This is a genomic window from Streptomyces sp. NPDC090083 (genome assembly GCF_044747445.1).
Taxonomy (GTDB): Bacteria; Actinomycetota; Actinomycetes; order Streptomycetales; family Streptomycetaceae; genus Streptomyces.
In genome coordinates this window covers 1,390,195-1,411,810 of the sequence record NZ_JBIVED010000001.1, presented here as the reverse complement: position 1 = coordinate 1,411,810, position 21,616 = coordinate 1,390,195, and the positions used below count along the sequence as shown (strand labels likewise).

At 69.8% G+C, this 21,616-nt stretch carries 12 protein-coding genes, 1 tRNA gene and 2 rRNA genes; 12 read left to right on the top strand and 3 right to left on the bottom strand.

Annotated features, from left to right (window positions below):
• The 4 genes from ACIPTO_RS05720 to ACIPTO_RS05705 all read left to right on the top strand — a co-directional run.
• A 23S ribosomal RNA gene (locus ACIPTO_RS05720) occupies positions 1-204 on the top strand; the annotation flags it as partial.
• Positions 205-294: 90 nt separating this feature from the next.
• A 5S ribosomal RNA gene (rrf, locus tag ACIPTO_RS05715) occupies positions 295-411 on the top strand.
• Positions 412-524: 113 nt separating this feature from the next.
• Positions 525-1,187: a DegT/DnrJ/EryC1/StrS family aminotransferase gene (locus tag ACIPTO_RS05710; RefSeq protein WP_366312803.1), complete on the top strand. Its 663-nt coding sequence runs from the start codon at positions 525-527 to the stop codon at positions 1,185-1,187.
• Positions 1,188-1,283: 96 nt separating this feature from the next.
• A tRNA-Thr gene (locus ACIPTO_RS05705) sits at positions 1,284-1,359 on the top strand.
• Between the two features lie 54 nt (positions 1,360-1,413).
• Here ACIPTO_RS05705 and ACIPTO_RS05700 read toward each other — a convergent pair.
• On the bottom strand, positions 1,414-4,164 hold the full coding sequence (locus ACIPTO_RS05700; protein ID WP_366312707.1) for a SpoIIE family protein phosphatase: 2,751 nt from the start codon (positions 4,162-4,164) through the stop codon (positions 1,414-1,416).
• A gap of 379 nt (positions 4,165-4,543) precedes the next feature.
• Between ACIPTO_RS05700 and ACIPTO_RS05695 the strand changes: the two genes are divergently transcribed.
• The 8 genes from ACIPTO_RS05695 (at position 4,544) to ACIPTO_RS05660 (ending at position 18,489) form a co-directional block, all read left to right on the top strand.
• A complete protein-coding gene (locus tag ACIPTO_RS05695) occupies positions 4,544-10,030 on the top strand; it encodes a HAMP domain-containing protein (RefSeq protein WP_401189636.1) in 5,487 nt (1,828 codons plus the stop codon).
• A 286-nt stretch (positions 10,031-10,316) separates the two neighbouring features.
• Positions 10,317-11,000: a response regulator gene (locus tag ACIPTO_RS05690; protein WP_366312703.1), complete on the top strand. Its 684-nt coding sequence runs from the start codon at positions 10,317-10,319 to the stop codon at positions 10,998-11,000.
• A gap of 123 nt (positions 11,001-11,123) precedes the next feature.
• Positions 11,124-13,832, top strand: a complete 2,709-nt coding sequence (locus ACIPTO_RS05685) for a DNA translocase FtsK (RefSeq protein ID WP_366312701.1) — start codon at positions 11,124-11,126, stop codon at positions 13,830-13,832.
• A gap of 252 nt (positions 13,833-14,084) precedes the next feature.
• Complete coding sequence (locus ACIPTO_RS05680) at positions 14,085-14,945, top strand: RodZ domain-containing protein (protein ID WP_366312699.1); 861 nt, start codon at positions 14,085-14,087, stop codon at positions 14,943-14,945.
• Between the two features lie 110 nt (positions 14,946-15,055).
• Positions 15,056-16,528 (top strand): 30S ribosomal protein S12 methylthiotransferase RimO, encoded by a 1,473-nt coding sequence (rimO, locus tag ACIPTO_RS05675; RefSeq protein WP_366312697.1) that lies wholly within the window; start codon positions 15,056-15,058, stop codon positions 16,526-16,528.
• Positions 16,525-17,463 (top strand): CDP-diacylglycerol--glycerol-3-phosphate 3-phosphatidyltransferase, encoded by a 939-nt coding sequence (gene pgsA, locus ACIPTO_RS05670; protein ID WP_401189633.1) that lies wholly within the window; start codon positions 16,525-16,527, stop codon positions 17,461-17,463. Before rimO ends, pgsA begins: the two co-directional genes overlap by 4 nt.
• A complete protein-coding gene (locus ACIPTO_RS05665) occupies positions 17,460-18,005 on the top strand; it encodes a CinA family protein (RefSeq protein ID WP_401189631.1) in 546 nt (181 codons plus the stop codon). The genes pgsA and ACIPTO_RS05665 overlap by 4 nt, the downstream gene beginning before the upstream one ends.
• A 109-nt stretch (positions 18,006-18,114) precedes the next feature.
• On the top strand, positions 18,115-18,489 hold the full coding sequence (locus tag ACIPTO_RS05660) for a helix-turn-helix transcriptional regulator (protein WP_352185249.1): 375 nt from the start codon (positions 18,115-18,117) through the stop codon (positions 18,487-18,489).
• Between the two features lie 1,271 nt (positions 18,490-19,760).
• Here ACIPTO_RS05660 and ACIPTO_RS05655 read toward each other — a convergent pair.
• Positions 19,761-20,525, bottom strand: coding sequence for an SDR family NAD(P)-dependent oxidoreductase (locus tag ACIPTO_RS05655; RefSeq protein ID WP_401189630.1), 765 nt, complete (start codon positions 20,523-20,525; stop codon positions 19,761-19,763).
• A 32-nt stretch (positions 20,526-20,557) separates the two neighbouring features.
• A complete protein-coding gene (locus ACIPTO_RS05650) occupies positions 20,558-21,448 on the bottom strand; it encodes an Fpg/Nei family DNA glycosylase (protein ID WP_401189628.1) in 891 nt (296 codons plus the stop codon).
• Positions 21,449-21,616 lie beyond the last annotated feature (168 nt).

Below are 21,616 nucleotides of genomic sequence, written 5' to 3'. Positions count from 1 at the left end.
TTCTGCCAAGGGCATGGCTGGTTGGCTACGTTCGGGAGGGATAACCGCTGAAAGCATCTAAGCGGGAAGCCTGCTTCGAGATGAGTGTTCCCACCCCCTTTGAGGGGTTAAGGCTCCCAGTAGACGACTGGGTTGATAGGCCGGATCTGGAAGCCCAGTAATGGGTGGAGGTGACCGGTACTAATAGGCCGAGGGCTTGTCCTCAGTTGCTCGCGTCCACTGTGTTGGTTCTGAAACCACGAACAACCCTGCCCGGGTCACAGCGGGTGGTGCGGTTGATGTGTTTCATAGTGTTTCGGTGGTCATAGCGTGAGGGAAACGCCCGGTTACATTCCGAACCCGGAAGCTAAGCCTTACAGCGCCGATGGTACTGCAGGGGGGACCCTGTGGGAGAGTAGGACGCCGCCGAACAAATATTGAAAGGGTTGGATCCTGAACTTCGGTTCGGGGTCCAACCCTTTTTTGTTGGGCGTCACTTGAAGTTCACATTGCGCAATCACCATCCGAGCATGGGTACTGCTGCAATGCTCAGGGCCGCAGGCGTCGGACTCGGTGACGAGGTCGTCGTGCCGGCGTTCGGGAACGTGGAAGTCGCCGAGGCCGTCACCCTGGCGGGTGGCCTGCCGGTGTTCGCCGACATAGATCCGGTGACGTACTGCCTGGACGCCTCCGCTGTCGAGGCGGCCATAACTCCGCGTACGGCGGCGATAGTTGTCGTCCATCGATTCGGACGGTCCGCCGATGTGGCGCGGTTGCTCGGGGTCGGGCAGCGGCATGGGCTGCTGGTGTTGCAGCAGGGCGAGTCCGAGGCGCCGTACGACGAGATTGCTCAGCGGCGGGAGCGGGCTGCTTATCTTGACGCGAAGTTGCGGGGGGTGCGGACGCCCGATGGTGGGGACGGGCACACCTACCAGCAGTACGTCGTGCGGGTGCCGGGGAACGGGCGGCCGGATCGGGACGCCTTCGCTCGGGCCGTGCGCGGCAGGGGAGTTGAGTGCCGGGTGCCGGTGAAGACTCCTGTGCATCGGCTGCCGGAGTTCCGGCGGTGTGTGGCTCTGCCGGAGACCGAGCGGGCCGCGGACGAGACGCTCGCGCTGCCGGTGGACGCCTCGCTGACGAAGCGGGAGATGCAGAGGATCGTTTCAGCGTGCAACGCGCTCGGCGGTCTGCTGCAACCCGCTTTCTGATCGAGTCGGGGCCGGGAGACGGTGGTTGGGCGCACGGGCCTGTTCGGGGTATGATTCTTTTCGTCGCCGCGAGGGAAACCTCGGAAAAGCGACAAGGCCCTCTTAGCTCAGTCGGTAGAGCGTCTCCATGGTAAGGAGAAGGTCAACGGTTCGATTCCGTTAGAGGGCTCCAGACATCAGAAGGCCCCGCCCAATTGGGCGGGGCCTTCTGCGTGTTCGGGGTCCGTCAGTCCTTCTGGAGGCCCGGGACGCGCATGGCCAGGATCGCCATGTCGTCGGACGGGGCGTCGGAGGCAAAGCGTTCGACCGCGCGCATGACGCGGGCCGCGACCGCGCCGGCTGTGAGCCCCGTACAGGTGGTGAGGACGTCGGTGAGGCCGTCGTCGCCCAGCATGCGGGTGCCCTCGCGGCGCTCGGTGACGCCGTCCGTGACGCACAGGAGGACGTCTCCGGGGTCGAGGGTGACCGTCTGCTCGTAGAGCTCCAGGTCGTCCATGACGCCGAGGAGGGGCTGGGGTTCGGCGGCGGGCTCGACCGTGCCGTCCTGGCGGAGGCGGAGCGGGAGGGGGTGGCCGGCGCAGACCACCTTCAGTTCGGCGCTGCCGTCCTCCTGGGGCCACAACTCGCCGTAGAGGAGCGTCAGGAAGCGGCTGCGGGCTCCCTCGTCGAGGATTGCGGAGTTGAGGCGCTCCAGGACCGCGGGGCCGCCGAAGCCTTCCCTGGCGAGCAGGCGGAGGGCGTGGCGGGCCAGGCCGGTGACCGCGGCCGCCTCGGGGCCCGTGCCGCAGACGTCGCCGATGGCGAAGCCGTAGACGCCGTCCCGGATGGGGAAGAGATCGTAGAAGTCGCCGCCGACCTCGTTGCCCTCGCCGGCCGCCCGGTAGATGACCTCGACCTCTACGCCCTCGATGTGCGGGAGGTCGGGGGGCAGGAGGCTGCGCTGGAGGGACTGGCTGATGGCCGTGCGCTCCGAGTACAGGCGGGCGTTGTCGAGGGCCAGGGCGGCCCGGCGGCTCAAGTCCTCGGCCAGTTCCAGGATTTCCTGGCGGAAGTGTTCGTCGGTGGGTTTGCCGAGGGTCAGCATGCCGATGACGCGGTTGCGGGCGACCAGGGGGAGGACGACCGTCTCGCCGCCGACGGCGGACGCCGTGGCGAGAGTGGGGCCGATGCCAGAGCTGACGCGGCGGGTCGGTTCGCCGAGGCCGAGGCTGCGCATGGAGGTGCGCAGGGCGGCCTGGTGGGCGGCCTCGGCGGGGGCGGCCCAGACGCGGGCGCCGGGGGTGGGGACCGGGTCCGGAGGGGCGATCTTCGAGAGCAACGACTTGATGCCGTCGATGAGTTCCTCGTCCTCGTGGAGGACGTAGCTGAGGTACGGGTCCGAGGACTGGTCGGCGATCGTGTAGACCGCGCACCAGGTGGCGAGGGTCGGGACCGTCATCTGGGCCATCAGGGCGAGGGTCTGGTCGCGGTCCAGGGTGCCCGCGAGGAGGTCGGAGGCCTCGACCAGGAAGCTGAGCGAGCCGCGGCGCAGGCGTTCCAGTTCGCCCAGGCGGGCCGACTCGACCGCCAACGCGATGCGGTCGGCGGCGAACTGGAGCCGTAGGGCTTCTTCGTTCGAGTATCTGTTGGGGGCCTCGGCGGCGACTCCGAGGGAGCCGGTGAGGCGGCCCTCCACCTTCAGGGGGACGGTGACGACCGAGCGCATTCCGGTGCCGCTCAGCAGCGGTACGGCGCCGGGGACGGCCTGGAGGTCCTCGTGGACGGCCGGCATGCGGGCGGAGCCGTAGCGGCCTGGGCCCGCCTCGACGGGCACGCGCGCGAAGCGCTGGCGGGCGGAGGGCAGGCCGGTGGAGGCGCGGACCTCCAACTCCGTCTCGTCGTCGGTCGCGAGGAGCAGGAAGGCGGAGTCGCCGTCGAGCATGTCGCGGGCGCGCTCGACCGTGCGCTGGAGGAGGCCGTCGAGGTCGTCCGGCGCGGGGGAGCCGATGAACACCTCGAACGGGTCGGTGTTCTGGCCGTCCGGGGTGGACGCGGCGTCGGGGGCGGGGCCGCGCAACGGGGTCTGGAGGACCGCGCGTTCGTGGTCCCGGACCAGGAGGCACACGGTCGACGGCTCGCCGTCCGTGTCGCGGACGCGGAGGTGGGAGGCGTAGACCGGGGTCACGCGGCCGTCGGCGCCGCGGATGCCGTAGGTGCCCTCCCAGCGGGAGAGGCGGAGGGCCTCGGCGATACCGGTGCTGGTGCCCGGGGTGTGCGGCCAGGCGGCGAGATCGGTGAGGGGCTTGCCGGTGACCTGCTCGGCGGCGTAGCCGAAGAGGTCCTCCGCGTCCTCGTTCCAGGACGCGATGGAGCCCGTGCGGTCGATCTGGACGACCGCGACGCGGACCCTGCCGTCGGCGAGGGGGAGCAGGGCGGCCGGGAGGGACGGGCCAGCCGCGCGGGTGCCCACCGGGCGCGCGGGCAGGTCCAGCTGGAACCAGACCAGCTTCTGGGTGGGGGTGTAGTCGACGCCCCAGCGGCTGGCCAGCGCCGCGCACAGCTGGAGGCCGCGACCGCCCTCGCGGTCGGGGCTGCTCATGGAGATCGCGGCCCCCTGGAGGGGGATCTCGCGCTCGGGGTAGTGGTCGGCGACCTCGATCCTCGCGCCGTCGTCGCTTCGCAGGCACAGGACGTCCGCGGCCGTGCCCGCGTGCACCACGGCGTTGGTCACCAGCTCGCTGGTGAGGACCACGGCGTCGTCGACGATGTCGGCGAAGCCCCAGCCCTGGAGGGTGTCGCGGACGAAGGACCGCGCGGTGGCGACCGATCGTCCCACGGGGTCGAAGCTGGCGGCCGCGCGCGCGGTGATCACAGAACTCCTCGGCCTGTCGTCGGCGGGCAGGTCACCATGGCCGATCGGCGTCTGCCGGGGCACCGGCTGGTTTCCGGTCGGCGGGGGATCCTGGGGCGTTCCCCCAGGATGCAGTCCGGTGGTCATGGTGCGGTGCCCCTCCGATGCCTGCCCGCTCGTGTTCGTGCCACCGCCCAGGCCGGACGGAACCGGCGCGGCTGGACAGCCGCATGCAAGGTTACTTACCTTCACCGTCCATGCGGATGCCGGTCCGCAGTGTTTCCGTCCGGAGGGTGTGCGGACGATGTGCGAAGCTGCCGAACTGTTATGGCCTGGTTCAGGCAGGGTGAAACACTGGGCAGGATTCTGGTGAAGGTCCGGGCAGGCTGGGTGTCCTCTGTACATGGAGGGCTCCGGGCCCTCTTGAAGCCCGGTGAACCGGGCAGGTATACGCGGCGGTAACTCATACGCCGAGCAGTGGCACACCGGCACAGCGGTAACGGTCGACCCCTTCGGGAGGGACACAGTGGAGTCTGGCGCAGCGACGCGGGCCACCAAGACGCGCGCGAAAGGCGGACAGTCCCTGAAGAACCAGCGCAAACCGCGCAATGGGACCACGGAGGTGGACGCGGCCTCCTTGGACCGGCTGCTGACCGCTCTGGTCTCCATGCGGGACGGGAACTTCCGCAAGCGGCTCACGGTGTCCGGCGACGGCGTGATGTCGGAGATCGCCGCCGTGTTCAACGAGGTGGCCGACCGCAATCTGCACCTCACGGGCGAGCTGTCCCGGGTGCGGCGCATGGTGGGGCGCGAGGGGAAACTCACCGAGCGGCTGGAGACGGGCCCCTGCGAGGGTTCCTGGGCCGCGGCCATCGATGCGTCCAACGCGCTCGTGGACGACCTCGTACGGCCCGTCTCCGAGGTCGGACGGGTGCTGTCCGCAGTGGCCGAGGGTGATCTCTCGCCGCGCATGGAGCTGCGGACGCAGGCGCCGGACGGGACCGGGCATCCGCTGCGCGGGGAGTTCCTGAAGGTCGGGCGGACCGTCAACAACCTCGTCGACCAGCTGTCGACGTTCACCGACGAGGTCACGCGGGTGGCCAGCGAGGTGGGCACCGAGGGCAAGCTCGGCGGGCAGGCACGCGTGCGTGGCATGTCCGGCTCGTGGAAGGACCTCACGGAGTCGGTCAACACGATGGCGTACCGGCTGACGGCCCAGGTGCGGGACATCGCCCTGGTGACGACGGCGGTCGCCAAGGGTGACCTGTCGCGCAAGGTCACCGTCCATGTCGCCGGCGAGATGCTGGAGCTGAAGAACACCGTCAACACGATGGTGGACCAGCTGTCGTCGTTCTCCTCCGAGGTGACGCGCGTCGCCCGTGAGGTGGGCACCGAGGGCGAGCTGGGCGGCCAGGCGCAGGTGCCGGGTGTGGCCGGGGTGTGGAAGGACCTCACCGACTCGGTGAACATCATGGCCGGGAACCTGACGGCCCAGGTGCGCGGGATCGCGCAGGTCACCACGGCGGTCGCCAACGGTGACCTGTCGCAGAAGGTGACCGTGTCGGCGCGGGGCGAGGTCGCCCAGCTCGCCGAGACGATCAACCAGATGACCGAGACGCTGCGCACGTTCGCGGACGAGGTCACGCGCGTGGCCAACGAGGTCGGTGCCGAGGGGCAGCTCGGCGGGCAGGCGAACGTGCCGGGTGCGGCGGGGACGTGGAAGGACCTCACCGACTCGGTGAACACGGTCTTCCGGAACCTGACCATCCAGGTGCGGGACATCGCCGCCGTGACGACCGCCGTGGCGAGCGGTGACCTGTCCCAGAAGGTCACCGTGAACGTGGCCGGCGAGATGCTGGAGCTGAAGAACACCGTCAACGGGATGGTCGACCAGCTGTCCTCGTTCGGTGCCGAGGTCACGCGCGTCGCGCGCGAGATCGGTGTCGAGGGTGAACTGGGCGGCCAGGCGCAGGTGCCGGGCGCGGCCGGTACCTGGAAGGACCTGACGGACTCCGTCAACACGGCCTTCCGCAACCTCACCGGGCAGGTGCGGAACATCGCGCAGGTGACGACGGCCGTGGCCAACGGCGACCTGTCGCAGAAGGTCACCGTCGACGTGTCCGGCGAGATGCTTCAGTTGAAGAACACCGTCAACACGATGGTCGACCAGCTGTCGTCGTTCGCCGACCAGGTGACCCGGATGGCCCGTGACGTGGGCACCGAGGGCCGGCTCGGCGGCCAGGCGCGCGTGGACGGCGTCTCGGGCACCTGGAAGGAGCTCACCGACTCCGTCAACTCGATGGCCGGGAACCTGACGTCCCAGGTGCGCAACATCGCCCAGGTGACCACGGCCGTGGCCCAGGGCGACCTGTCCCAGAAGATCGACGTGGACGCGCGCGGCGAGATCCTGGAGCTGAAGAACACCATCAACACGATGGTCGACCAGCTCTCCGCCTTCGCGGACCAGGTGACCCGGGTGGCCCGCGAGGTGGGCACGGAGGGCCGCCTGGGCGGGCAGGCGCAGGTGCCGGGCGTGGCCGGGGTGTGGCGGGACCTGACCGACTCGGTGAACGGCATGGCCGGCAACCTCACCGCCCAGGTCCGCAACATCGCCCAGGTGGCCACCGCGGTGGCCCGGGGTGACCTGTCCCAGAAGATCACCGTGGACGCGCGCGGGGAGATCCTGGAGCTGAAGAACACCCTGAACACGATGGTCGACCAGCTGTCGTCGTTCGCCGAGGAGGTCACCCGGGTGGCCCGCGAGGTGGGCACCGAGGGGCAGCTGGGCGGGCAGGCCGAGGTGCAGGGTGTCTCCGGCACCTGGAAGGACCTCACGCAGTCGGTGAACTTCATGGCGAACAACCTGACCATCCAGGTGCGCCAGATCGCCGAGGTCACGACCGCCGTCGCCAAGGGCGACCTCTCCAAGAAGATCACCGTCGACGCCAAGGGCGAGATCCTCGAACTCGTCACGACCGTCAACACGATGGTCGACCAACTGTCGTCCTTCGCCGAGCAGGTGACCCGGGTGGCCCGCGAGGTGGGCACCGAGGGCATCCTCGGCGGCCAGGCGCACGTACCGGGTGTCACGGGCATCTGGAAGGACCTCAGCGGCAACGTCAACCTGATGGCCAACAACCTGACCGTCCAGGTGCGCAACATCTCCCAGGTCGCGGCGGCCGTCGCCAACGGCGACCTGACCCGGACGGTGACGATCGAGGCGCGCGGTGAGGTCGCGCAGCTCGCCGACACCTTCAACACCATGGTGAAGACGCTGAGTTCGTTCGCCGACCAGGTCACCAAGGTGGCCCGCGAGGTGGGTACGGACGGCATCCTCGGCGGTCAGGCGCGCGTGCCCGGGGTGGCCGGCACGTGGAAGGACCTCACCGAGTCGGTGAACGGGATGGCGTCCAACCTGACCGGCCAGGTGCGCAACATCGCGATGGTCACCACGGCCATCGCCAAGGGCGACCTGACCAAGAAGATCGACATCGACGCCCGGGGCGAGATCCTCGAACTGAAGACCACGATCAACACGATGGTCGACCAGCTGTCGAGCTTCGCCGAGGAAGTGACCCGGGTGGCCCGCGAGGTGGGTACCGAGGGGCAGCTCGGCGGGCAGGCACGCGTGCGTGACGTCGACGGGACCTGGCGCGACCTCACCGAGTCGGTGAACGAGATGGCCGGGAACCTGACCCGGCAGGTGCGTGCCATCGCGCGCGTGGCGACCGCGGTGACCCGCGGCGACCTCAACCTGAAGATCGACGTCGACGCGGCGGGCGAGATCCAGGAACTGCAGGACTACATCAACAAGATGATCGCCAACCTGCGCGACACCACGATCGCCAACAAGGAGCAGGACTGGCTCAAGGGCAACCTCGCCCGCATCTCGGCGCTGATGCAGGGCCGCCGGGACCTGGACGACGTCGCCTCGCTGATCATGAGCGAGCTGACCCCGGTGGTCTCCGCGCAGCACGGCGCCTTCTTCCTCGCGCTGCCCCTGGCGGACGCCGAGGGCGAGGACGCGTACGAACTGCGCATGCTCGGGTCGTACGGCTACTCCATGGGGTCCATGCCGACCTCGTTCAGGCCCGGTGAGGCGCTGATCGGGACGGCCGCCCAGGAGCGGCGCACGATCCTCGTGGAGAACGCGCCCAGCGGCTACCTGAAGATCTCCTCGGGGCTCGGGGAGGCGCCGCCCGCGCAGGTGATCGTGCTGCCGGTGCTGTTCGAGGGGAAGGTGCTCGGCATCATCGAGCTGGCGTCCTTCACGCCGTTCACGCACATCCAGAAGGACTTCCTCAACCAGATCGCCGAGATGATCGCGACCAGCGTCAACACCATCTCCGTCAACACCAAGACGGAGGTGCTGCTGAAGCAGTCGCAGGAGCTGACCGAGCAACTCCGCGAGCGGTCGGCCGAGTTGGAGAACCGGCAGAAGGCCCTTCAGTCGTCCAACGCCGAACTGGAGGAGAAGGCCGAGCTGTTGGCCCAGCAGAACCGCGACATCGAGGTGAAGAACACCGAGATCGAGGAGGCGCGGCAGGTCCTGGAGGAGCGTGCCGAGCAGCTCGCGGTGTCGATGCGCTACAAGAGCGAGTTCCTCGCCAACATGTCGCACGAGCTGCGCACACCGCTCAACTCGCTGCTGATCCTGGCCAAGCTGCTCGCCGACAACGCGGAGGGGAACCTCTCCCCGAAGCAGGTCGAGTTCGCCGAGACCATCCATGGCGCGGGCTCCGACCTGCTCCAGCTGATCAACGACATCCTGGACCTGTCGAAGGTCGAGGCGGGCAAGATGGACGTGTCCCCGACACGCATCGCGCTCGTCCAGCTCGTCGACTACGTAGAGGCCACTTTCCGCCCGCTGACCGCGGAGAAGGGCCTCGACCTCTCGGTCCGGGTGTCGCCGGAACTGCCCGCCACGCTCCACACCGACGAGCAGCGACTGCTCCAGGTGCTGCGCAACCTGCTCTCCAACGCGGTGAAGTTCACCGACTCCGGGGCGGTCGAGCTGGTCATCCGGCCGGCCGGCGCCGACGTGCCGGTGGCGATCCGGGAGCAGCTCCTGGAGGCCGGTTCGCTGCGGGACGCGGACGCCGACCTGATCGCGTTCTCCGTGACCGACACCGGGATCGGGATCGCCGGCAGCAAGATGCGGGTCATCTTCGAGGCGTTCAAGCAGGCGGACGGTACGACCAGCCGCAAGTACGGCGGTACGGGCCTGGGGCTGTCGATCTCCCGGGAGATCGCCCAGCTGCTCGGCGGTGAGATCCACGCGCAGAGCGAGCCCGGCCGCGGTTCGACCTTCACGCTGTATTTGCCGCTGCACCCCAGCGAACTGCCCCCGCAGGGCTACCAGCAGCTGCCCGCGCTGGAGGCGGGCGACCTGGTGGCGTCCGCGCCGGAGCTCGAAGGACCGGACCGGAGCGAGGTGGACTTCGGGACGCCGGCCGAGGTGAAGTCGTACCAGGAGACGCAGAACGGCGCCGCCGCACTCTTCAGGCGCCGCCGCAGGGCCGTCGAGCAGTCCACGCAGCTCGGGCAGCTCGGTCAGATGGGGCAGCTCGGGCAGACCGTGCGCGACCAGTGGGCGTCCGAGGAGTCCGCGCCGGCCTCGCGCCGGGGCATCCGGTTCGGCGGGGAGAAGGTGCTGATCGTCGACGACGACATCCGCAACGTCTTCGCGCTGACCAGCGTCCTGGAGCAGCACGGCCTGTCCGTGCTGTACGCGGAGAACGGCCGTGAGGGCATCGAGGTCCTGGAGCAGCACGACGACGTGACGGTCGTTCTGATGGACATCATGATGCCGGAGATGGACGGCTACGCAACGACCACGGCGATCCGCAGGATGCCGCAGTTCGCCGGGCTGCCGATCATCGCGCTGACCGCGAAGGCGATGAAGGGCGACCGGGAGAAGGCGATCGAGTCCGGGGCCTCGGACTACGTGACCAAGCCGGTCGATCCCGATCACCTGTTGTCGGTGATGGAGCAGTGGATGCGGCCGGAGTGACGAAATCGACCGGACCTGACGGGAAAGCGGCGGGAACGCCACGGGGAACGTTCGGTGCGCACGCGGAGTTGCTGACTGAGTGTGCCCGAAGCCGTGTAGAACCGCGGTATTCGGGGAACCTTCTGGTCTCCCGCTGCGTTTCTGCTACGTGCACAGTGACATCGCGGTGACAGGGTGTGGCGACAGGCGGGGTGCGGCTACCATGACCGGCACAAGGGCGGGCGGCGCAAGAGAGTCGTCCCCTGGGGCGGCGCCCGGTGCACATCCGGGGCGAGGAGGGCGGGCCATGGTGCAGAAGGCCAAGATCCTCCTGGTCGATGACCGGCCGGAGAATCTGCTGGCGCTGGAGGCCATCCTCTCTGCGCTCGATCAGACACTGGTTCGGGCATCGTCCGGGGAGGAAGCGCTCAAAGCACTGCTCACGGACGACTTCGCGGTCATTCTGCTGGACGTCCAGATGCCAGGCATGGACGGTTTCGAAACCGCCGCGCACATCAAGCGACGGGAGCGGACCCGGGACATCCCGATCATCTTCCTCACCGCGATCAACCACGGCCCGCACCACACCTTCCGGGGTTACGCGGCGGGCGCGGTCGACTACATCTCCAAGCCGTTCGACCCGTGGGTGCTGCGCGCGAAGGTCTCGGTCTTCGTCGAGCTGTACATGAAGAACTGCCAGCTGCGGGAGCAGGCGGCGCTGCTGCGGCTCCAGTTGGAGGGCGGCGGCAAGCCCGCGGCGGGTGAGGCCAAGGAACCGGCCGGACTGCTCGCCGAGCTGTCGGCGCGGCTCGCGGCCGTCGAGGAGCAGGCGGAGGCGCTGTCCAAGCAGCTCGACGACGAGTCGGCGGACGCGGCGGCCGTGGCCACCGCGGCCCATCTCGAACGCAAACTGACCGGCCTGCGCAGGGCACTCGACGCCCTGGAGCCGGGCACCGGCAGCGGAGCGCCATCGGTCCCGTCGCAGAACTGACGTCCGCCGCGGGCGCAGTTGTGCGTGAGCGAGCGTCAGTTCCCCGTCCCGTACGGGCGACACGAACGGGTGAAGCAGTGGGCACACGTGTCCGCTGCCGTCTCCACAGGTAACCTCACACCTATGGCCTCACGTCCCTCCGCAGCCAAGAAGCAGCCCGCCAAGAGGGCTGCTCCGGCGAAGGCTCCGGCGAAGAAGGCCGCTGCGAAACGGGCCCCGGCGAAGAAAGCGGTCGCCAAGAAGACCGCGCGCCCCGCGCCCAGGCCGGCGCCCAGCCCCACCGGAGGCATCGTCCGGCTCGTGCGCGCCGTCTGGCTCGGCACCGCGCACGCCGTCGGCGCCGTGTTCCGCGGCATAGGGCAGGGGGCGAAGAACCTGGACCCCGCCCACCGCAAGGACGGCGTCGCACTGCTGCTGTTCGGCCTCGCACTGATCGTCGCCGCCGGCACCTGGGCCGATCTGCGCGGCCCGGTCGGCGACCTCGTCGAGATCCTGGTGACCGGCGCCTTCGGCCGACTCGACCTGCTCGTGCCGATACTGCTCGCGGTGATCGGGGTGCGCTTCGTCCGCCACCCCGAGAAGCCCGAGGCCAACGGCCGTATCGTGATCGGCCTCTCGGCGCTCGTCATCGGCGTGCTCGGCCAGGTCCACATCGCGTGCGGCGCGCCCGCCCGCAGCGACGGCATGCAGGCCATAAGGGACGCCGGCGGCCTCATCGGCTGGGCGGCGGCCACCCCGCTGACGTACACCATGGGCGAGGTCCTCGCCGTACCCCTGCTGGTGCTGCTCACCGTCTTCGGGCTGCTGGTCGTCACGGCCACGCCCGTCAACGCGATCCCGCAGCGGCTGCGCCTGCTCGGCGTGAAGCTGGGCATCGTCCACGACTACGACCGCGACGACGAGTTCGTGGGCGAGGACGACGAGCGCTACGACGAGCAGTGGCGCGAGGCGCTGCCTCCGCGCGCCCGTAAGCGCGGGAGCGCCCCCGAGGCGTACGACCCCGACAGCGCGGAGCAGGACGCCCTCAGCAAGCGCCGGAGCCGCCCCCGGCGCTCCGCGGTGCCCCAGCCCGACATGAACCGCCCCATGGACGCCGTGGACGTCGCGGCGGCCGCGGCGGCGGCGCTCGACGGAGCCGTCCTGCACGGCATGCCGCCCTCGCCGATCGTCGCCGACCTCACCCAGGGTGTACGGGTGGGAGGCGACCGCGAGGACACCACCCCGACGCCCGTCCCGGCCCCCGCCGCGCGGCCCAAGCAGGAGAAGCTCAAGGCCGAGGTCATGGACCTCACCAAGGCGCCCCCGGAGGAGCCCCGCGACCTCCCGCCGCGCGCCGAGCAGCTCCAGCTCTCCGGCGACATCACGTACTCGCTGCCCTCGCTCGACCTCCTCACGCGCGGGGGCCCCGGCAAGGCGCGCAGCGCCGCGAACGACGCCGTGGTCGCCTCCCTGACGAACGTCTTCTCCGAGTTCAAGGTCGACGCGGCCGTCACCGGCTTCACGCGCGGGCCGACGGTCACGCGCTACGAGGTGGAGCTCGGCCCCGCCGTCAAGGTCGAGCGGATCACCGCGCTCACCAAGAACATCGCCTACGCCGTCGCCAGCCCCGACGTGCGGATCATCAGCCCGATCCCCGGCAAGTCCGCGGTCGGCATCGAGATCCCGAACACGGACCGCGAGATGGTCAACGTCGGCGACGTGCTGCGCCTCGCGGACGCGGCCGAGGACGACCACCCGATGCTCGTGGCGCTCGGCAAGGACGTCGAGGGCGGCTACGTCATGGCCAACATGGCGAAGATGCCGCACATCCTGGTGGCCGGTGCCACCGGCTCCGGCAAGTCGTCCTGCATCAACTGCCTGATCACGTCGATCATGTGCCGGGCGACCCCGGAGGACGTCCGGATGGTCCTCGTCGACCCCAAGCGCGTCGAACTCACCGCCTACGAAGGCATCCCGCACCTGATCACGCCCATCATCACCAACCCGAAGAGGGCCGCCGAGGCGCTCCAGTGGGTCGTGCGCGAGATGGACCTCAGGTATGACGACCTCGCCGCCTTCGGGTACCGGCACATCGACGACTTCAACCAGGCCATCCGCGACGGCAAGCTGAAGACTCCGGAAGGCAGCGAGCGGGAGCTCAAGACCTATCCGTACCTCCTGGTGATCGTCGACGAGCTGGCCGACCTGATGATGGTCGCGCCGCGCGACGTCGAGGACTCGATCGTGCGCATCACGCAGCTCGCGCGCGCGGCCGGCATCCACCTGGTGCTCGCGACGCAGCGCCCCTCCGTGGACGTCGTCACCGGTCTCATCAAGGCGAACGTGCCCTCCAGGCTCGCGTTCGCGACCTCGTCCCTGGCCGACTCCCGGGTCATCCTCGACCAGCCCGGTGCCGAGAAGCTCATCGGCAAGGGCGACGGCCTGTACCTGCCGATGGGGCAGAACAAGCCCACCCGTATGCAGGGCGCCTTCGTCACCGAGGACGAGATCCACGCCGTCGTGCAGCACTGCAAGGACCAGATGACCCCGGTCTTCCGGGACGACGTCACCGTGGGCACCAAGCAGAAGAAGGAGGTCGACGAGGAGATCGGCGACGACCTCGACCTGCTGTGCCAGGCGGCCGAACTGGTCGTGTCCACGCAGTTCGGGTCGACCTCGATGCTCCAGCGCAAACTGCGCGTCGGCTTCGCCAAGGCCGGGCGGCTCATGGACCTCATGGAGTCCCGGAACATCGTCGGGCCGAGCGAGGGCTCCAAGGCGCGTGACGTTCTTGTGAAGGCTGACGAGTTGGATGGCGTGCTCGCCGTGATCCGCGGGGAGTCTGAAGGGTAGGCGTCCGCCGAAGGGATGCGACCGTGACTCACCCGTTAGAGATCGTCGGGCAACCGTTTCCCTTTGTCGTACGTCAAGTTGAGCGAGAAGACAGGTCGGGCTCCCGCCATGGGATTCCCGGCCGCCTCGCCGTCGGGCGCTCCGGCCATACCGATGGCGTACAAAGTCCCACCGCCCGGTTGCCCCACCCTTCAGTACCCCCCCTAGACTGAATTTCCAGCACAGGCGGCTACACGCTCGAAAGGCGCCCCCGTGTCCATCGGCAACTCCCCTGAAGACGACCGTCCGTTCGAAGACGGCCGATCCGAAGACGGCCATGAGGAAGAAGCCCGCCCTTCCGTCGGCCGAGCCCTGCAGCAGGCACGTATCGCCGCCGGGCTGACCGTCGACGACGTCAGCACTGCCACCCGGGTCCGCATCGCCATCGTGCACGCCATCGAGGCCGACGACTTCTCGCCCTGCGGCGGTGACGTCTACGCGCGCGGGCACATCAGGACCCTCGCCAAGGCCGTCCACATCGATCCGGCCCCGCTCCTCGCCCGCTACGACGGCGACCACGGCGGGCGTCCCGCGCCCACGCCGGCGGCGCCCCTCTTCGAGGCGGAACGTATCCGCCCGGAGCGACGCGGCCCGAACTGGACCGCGGCCATGGTCGCCGCGATCGTCGCGGTGGTCGGCTTCGTCGGCTTCACCGCGTTCAAGGGCGGCGACAGCGACAGTGACGCCGCGTCACAGGTCACCCAGGGCGCCACGCCCGCCACCAGCAAGCCCGCCAAGCCGAAGCCCTCGAACAGCGACGCAGCCACGCCCAAGTCGGACCCCTCCGACAGCGCCATCGCCGCCGCGCCGCAGGACAAGGTGACGGTCCAGGTGAGCGCGGTCGACGGCCGCAGCTGGATCTCCGCCAAGGACCACAACGGCCGGATGCTCTTCGACGGACTCCTCAAGAAGGGCGAGTCGAAGACCTTCCAGGACAGCTCGAAGGTCAACCTGATCCTCGGCGACGCCGGGGTCATCCAGCTCTACGTCAACGGCAAGAAGATCGAGGACGACTTCCAGCCCGGAGCGGTGGAGCGCCTCACGTACACCAAGGGCGACCCCGAGGTCGGCTGAGACCTCCGGGCCGGTTCACCGGTCCGCCAGGGTGCTTGTTCAAGGGGTTGGCCAAGATCGGCCAGCCCCTTCGACGTGGGGTGTCAGTGGGACGAAGTAGTCTTGAGCCCATGCCTGAACGCCGTACCGTCGCACTCGTCACTCTTGGCTGCGCCCGTAACGAGGTGGACTCGGAGGAGCTCGCAGGCCGCTTGGAGGCGGACGGCTGGCAACTCGTGGAGGACGCCGAGGACGCGGACGTCGCCGTCGTCAACACCTGTGGCTTCGTCGAGGCCGCCAAGAAGGACTCCGTCGACGCCCTCCTCGAAGCCAATGACCTCAAGGGCCACGGCAGAACGCAGGCCGTCGTCGCGGTGGGCTGCATGGCCGAGCGGTACGGCAAGGAGCTCGCCGAGGCGCTGCCCGAGGCCGACGGAGTGCTCGGCTTCGACGACTACTCCGACATCTCCGACCGCCTGCAGACCATCCTGAACGGCGGCATCCACGCCTCGCACACCCCCCGCGACCGCCGCAAGCTGCTGCCGATCAGCCCCGCCGAGCGGCAGGACTCCGCCGCCGACGTCGCGCTGCCCGGCCACGGCCCGGCCGACCTCCCGGAGGGCCTCGCGCCCGCCTCGGGCCCGCGCGCGCCCCTGCGCCGCCGCCTGGACGGCTCCCCGGTCGCCTCGGTGAAGCTCGCCTCCGGCTGCGACCGCCGCTGCACCTTCTGCGCCATCCCGTCCTTCCGCGGCTCCTTCATCTCCCGCCGCCCCAGCGACGTCCTGAACGAGACCCGCTGGCTGGCCGAACAGGGCGTCAAGGAGATCATGCTGGTCTCCGAGAACAACACGTCCTACGGCAAGGACCTGGGCGACATCCGCCTCCTGGAGACGCTGCTGCCCGAGCTGGCCGACATCGACGGCCTGGAGCGGGTGCGGGTCAGCTACCTCCAGCCCGCCGAGATGCGCCCCGGGCTCATCGACGTGCTCACCTCCACACCGAAGGTCGCGCCCTACTTCGACCTGTCCTTCCAGCACTCCGCGCCCGACGTGCTGCGCTCCATGCGCCGCTTCGGCGACACCGACCGCTTCCTCGAACTGCTCGACACCATCCGCTCCAAGGCCCCGCAGGCCGGCGTCCGCTCGAACTTCATCGTCGGCTTCCCCGGGGAGTCCGAGTCCGACCTGGCCGAACTGGAGCGCTTCCTGAACGGCGCGCGCCTGGACGCCATCGGTGTCTTCGGCTACTCGGACGAGGAGGGCACGGAGGCGGCGACGTACGACAGGAAGCTCGACCAGGACGTCGTGGACGCCCGGCTCGCGCACATCTCGCGGCTCGCCGAGGAACTCGTCTCGCAGCGCGCCGAGGAGCGCGTCGGCGAGACCGTGCAGGTGCTGGTCGAGTCGGTGGACTCCGAGGACGGCGCCTACGGCCGCGGCGAGCACCAGGCACCCGAGACGGACGGCCAAGTGCTGCTCACGAGCGGCGAGGGCCTGAGCGTCGGCCGTATGGTCGAGGCGAAGGTGGTCGGCACGGAAGGTGTCGACCTGGTGGCCGAGCCGCTCCTGGGCTCGCTCGCGTGTAGTGAGGAGGCGGGCAGATGACCGGAGTCCCGGCATCGGCGGCGGGCGACACCTCCAGCGCGAACGGCGCGCCCGCGAGCGCGGGTTCGGGTACGGCCTCCGGTGGCGCCCCTTCCGGCGCGATGTCGGGCAACGTCTCCGGCACGGTCTCCTCCGGGGGAATGGCGGGCGGTAGCGGCTCCTCTGGTGGCGGCTCTCCCGCTGCTGGCTCTTCCGGTCCGGCCTTTTCCGACGCTGCCTCGGCCGCCGGTGGTGCCCCTTCTGGCGGAGTCCAGGTCGACGGCGCCTCGCAGGGTGAGGTCGAGACCGGCCTGTCCGATGGCCCGAGGCCGGCGCGCGGTGCGAAGGTCGTCGCCGCGGCCGTCAACCAGGCGAGCGTCTGGAACATCGCCAACTTCCTGACCATGCTCCGGCTCCTGCTCGTCCCGGGCTTCGTCGCACTGATGCTGGCCGACGGCGGGTACGACCCGGCGATGCGCTCGTTCGCCTGGGCGGCGTTCGCCATCGCCATGATCACCGACCTGTTCGACGGCCATCTGGCCCGCACGTACGATCTCGTCACCGACTTCGGCAAGATCGCCGACCCCATCGCCGACAAGGCGATCATGGGCGCGGCGCTGATCTGTCTCTCCTCGCTCGGCGATCTGCCGTGGTGGGTGACCGTCGTCATCCTCGGCCGGGAACTCGGGATCACGCTCCTGCGTTTCCTCGTCATCCGGTACGGCGTCATTCCCGCGTCGCGCGGGGGCAAGCTGAAGACGCTCACGCAGGGCGTGGCCGTGGGGATGTATGTGCTGGCGCTCACGGGCTGGCTGGCCACCCTGCGGTTCTGGGTGATGGCCGCAGCCGTGGTGCTGACCGTGCTGACCGGGCTCGACTATGTGAGACAGGCCATTGTGCTGCGCAGGCAGGGAATCGCCGAGCGCCTGGCGGCGGCGGAGGAGACGGAAGCGTGAGTTCCACGGCCACTGAAGTGGTGCGACTACTGACCGTGAGCGGTGCGACGCTCGCTGTCGCCGAGTCGCTCACCGGTGGTCTGGTTGCGGCGGAGATCACATCGGTGCCGGGAGCCTCCAAGGCCTTCCGTGGCTCGGTCACCGCCTACGCGACCGAGTTGAAGCACCAGCTGCTCGGTGTCGACGCCACCCTGCTGACCGAGCGGGGCGCGGTGGACGCGCAGGTCGCGGCCCAGATGGCGGCCGGCGTACGGAAGGCGCTCGGCGCCGACTGGGGCATCGCGACCACCGGCGTGGCGGGCCCGGAGCCGCAGGACGGACAGCCCGTCGGCACCGTTTTCGTGGCCGTGGACGGCCCGTTCGGTCCCGGTTCGGGTGCCGCCGGTGGCGGGAAAGTGGCCGCGCTGCGGTTGAACGGCGGCCGGGCGGAAATTCGTATGGAGAGTGTACGGAGCGTACTCGCGCTGCTTCTGGAGCGGCTCGTGAGCGAACAGACCGGGAATGAGCGGGCACAGGATACGGAACAGAACGGGGGGTTTTGATGTTTGCAGCCCTGAGTGAACACGACATCGCTCCCCGCACGGCCGCGGCGCAAGGCGGTACGGTGGGGCGAGAAGGATGCGGCTACGCGGTCCGAGGAGGGAGCCACCGATGATTCTGCTCCGTCGCCTGCTGGGTGACGTGCTGCGTCGGCAGCGCCAGCGCCAGGGCCGTACTCTGCGCGAAGTCTCCTCGTCCGCCCGAGTCTCACTCGGCTATCTCTCCGAGGTGGAGCGGGGGCAGAAAGAGGCTTCCTCTGAACTGCTGTCCGCCATCTGCGACGCGTTGGACGTACGGATGTCCGAGCTCATGCGGGAAGTGAGCGACGAGCTCGCTCTCGCCGAGCTGGCCCAGTCTGCTGCGGCCACCGATCCTGTACCCGCTTCGGTTCGTCCGATGCTGGGTTCCGTGTCGGTGACCGGTGTGCCACCGGAACGGGTGACCATCAAGGCCCCCGCCGAGGCGGTGGACGTGGTCGCCGCGTGACGTTCACGCTGGTGTAGGCCGATGTGACGCTGATCGGCGTCTGGCTGATCAGTACCGAGAAGTGTGCGAGCCCCGGCCGGGGCCTCTCCAGGGAGATCTGGAGGGGGCGTGGCCGGGGTTTTTCGCGTCCTGGGTGCGGTCGCCCATCTGGGTGCGGTGACCCTTGGCGGGGCTGTCCGCAGTGGTGGGCGTGGGCGCGGCGGTGCGTTTGCCGGGGTGGCTGGGTGCGGTCATGGTTGAGGCGGGTGGCGCGTCCGTGTGCCGTCGATGCGCCCTTCTTGCGGGTGACCAGGACGTTTGGCGTCGGGCTGGAGGTGGGGCCATGGCGGGGCGAATAGCACGCTGGGGGCTCGCGCCGGTGCTTGGCGCGGTGTGGTGGTGGGCTGTGCTCCGGCTTGCTCTGAGCCCGCACGCGGGCGCGCTGGAGGGCACCGTGGCGGCCGGGGGATGGGGGTTGAGCCTGCTCCCGGTGCACTGCATGCCCAAGGCGCGGGCGGCGGGGGCCGTGGCTGCGGGGCGGTGGCGGGAGGCTTGGAGCGGGGGTGGGGCGCGGTCCGGTGCGGGGGTGATGCCGGATCTCGGGACGAGGGGCGCGGATGTGGTGCAGGGCCCTGGGGTGGAAGGCGGAGGGGTGATGTCGGGTCCCCCCGGCGGGGTGGATGTGGGGGAGTCGCTTGGCCCTGGCCTGGCGGAGGGTGGAGTTCCGCTGGAGCCGGGGGTGACGGCGGCTGGAGCTTCGCTGGACTGGGGCCGGACGGATGCTGGAGCGCCGGTGGACTTCGGCGTCCGGGACGTGGGGGTGTTCCCGGGGAGTGGTGGGTTCGGTCCCGGGGAGCCGCCGGACCCTTGTGACATGGAGGGTCGACTGCCGTCGGATTTTGGGGCGAGGAACGCGGGCATGGGTCCGGACGCCGGTGGGTCGGATGTGGGGGTGCCGTTGGACTCGGGTGGGACGGATGCTCGACCGTCGCCGGATCTTGGTGCGGGGGACTCGGGGATGTTCCCGGACCTCGGCGTGACGGACGGTGGAGTGTGGTCGGACTCCGGCGTGTCGGAGCATGGGGGGTCGTGGGCGGCCGGGGTGGTGCCGGATGCCGGACTGTCGTCGGGCGCCGGGTCGCTGTCGGACCCCGGGCGAGCCCCGGACGCTGAGCCGTCGGCGTCGACCGGACCAGTGCCGTCGACCGGACCAACGGCGGCGACTGAGCCATCATCGGCCGCTGAACCATCACTCGACCCCGAACCACCACCGGGTACCGATTCGGAGGCCGTCACCAAGGCATGGCCACGCCGCCGTTCGGACGGAGGATCTGGCCCGTCGTGAAGGACGACGCGTCCGACGCGAGGTGCAGCACGGCGTGGGCGATGTCCTCCGGTTCACCTACTCGGCCCAATGGCGACAGTCGGGTCATCATCGCCTCGGTACGGGCTTGTGCCTCGCCCTCGTGGTGATCGGTCATGGGCGTCCGGATCCAGCCCGGCGCGACCGCGTTGACGCGGATGCCGTGCCGGCCCAGTTCCGTCGCCAGCGTCTTCGTCAGCTGGACGACGGCCGCCTTGGCAGCGCTGTAGCAGAGCAGCCCGGCTCCTCCGGTGTCGATCGCGCCGGACGCCATGGTGACGATGCTGCCCCTGGTGCCACGGTCGAGCATCAGCCGGGCCGCCTCCTGACAGGCGTAGAGAACGCCCTTGAAGTTGACGTTCAGCACCCGGTCGAGGTCCTCGTCCTGGGTCTCCAGCACCGTGCTGCTGTGCATGATCCCGGCGACCGCCGCCATCACGTGCAGGTCGCCGCAGGACTCGACGGCCTGCCTGACCTGCGTGCGATCGGTCACGTCCAGGTGGTGGACGTGGGCGGTGCCGCCCTTGTCCTTGATCAGGGTCGCCGTGTCGTGCAGGCCTGGCGCGTCGCGGTCCGCGCAGTGCACGGTGGCGCCCGCCTCGGCGAGCAGTACGGCTGAGGCGCGGCCGATACCGCTGGCCGCGCCGGTGACGAAAGCGGTGCGTCCGGTGAGGTCGTACGCCGTGACGGGCATGAAACGACCGTACGAGGGTTTCTGACGGGTCGTCAATTAGTCGTACGGTGCTGAGTTCTGTGGGGTGCGGTGGTGCCCGGAGCCGGTCCTACCTGGCAGATGGGGCACCAGTACGTGGGCCGCTCGCGGGAGCCGTCGCCCTGGTTGGCCGTGCGGATGGAGGTGCCGCAGCGGAGGCAGGGGCGGGGTGCGCGGCCGTAGACGAAAAGGTCGGGGGTGCCGGGGCCTGCGGTGCGGTGGTGTGTGGCGCTGGTCGGAGTGGTGCTGGTGAAGGCGCCGGTGGTGTTGCGGAGGGGGCGGTCGCGGTTGGCTTCCAGGAGCCGCTGGGCGATGGCGGGCAGCTTGGCCGCGCGGTCGGCGGGGAGCGCGCCGACGGGGAGCCAGGGCGTGGCGCCCAGGAGGAAGCAGAGTTCGCTTTTGTAGATGTTGCCGATGCCGGCCAGGTTGCGCTGGTCGAGCAGGGCCTCGCCGAGGGGGCGGGTGGGGTCCGCGAGGAGGTTGGCGAGGGCCAGCTCCGGATTCCAGCCGGGGCCCAGGAGGTCGGGGCCGAGGTGGCCCACGGCGCGGTCCTCGTCGGGGGTGCGGAGAAGTTCGAGGACGGGGAGGCGGTAACCGACGGCCGTGCGGTCGGCGGTGCCGAGGATCACCCGGATCTGGTGGGCCGCACCGCCGCCGCTCCAGCGCTGGCCGTTGGCGTACACCCGCCAGGTGCCGTCCATCCGCAGATGCGAATGGAGGGTGAGGCCACCCTCGATACGGGTCAGCAGGTGCTTGCCCCGAGGGGTGACGTCCAGAACGGTGCGTCCGGTGAGGTCCGCCGTGGCGTACTTGGGCACCCTGAGGTCGCTGCGGGTCAGCACCTTGCCCGCGAGGGCGGTGTCGAGACGCTTCGCGGTCTGCCAGACGGTGTCGCCTTCAGGCATGGGTCAAGGGTGACATGGGGGGAGGGGAAGGGAGAGGTGGTGCGGGGCGGGGGGAAGCGAGCGTATGGGGTACGAGGCTGGGGCGGCGCGGGGTGAGAGATCTCTCGCGCGCGCGGGGCGTGGGGCCGGGGGTGGCTTGGGTGCGGGGTGGTTCGGGGTGAAGTGGGC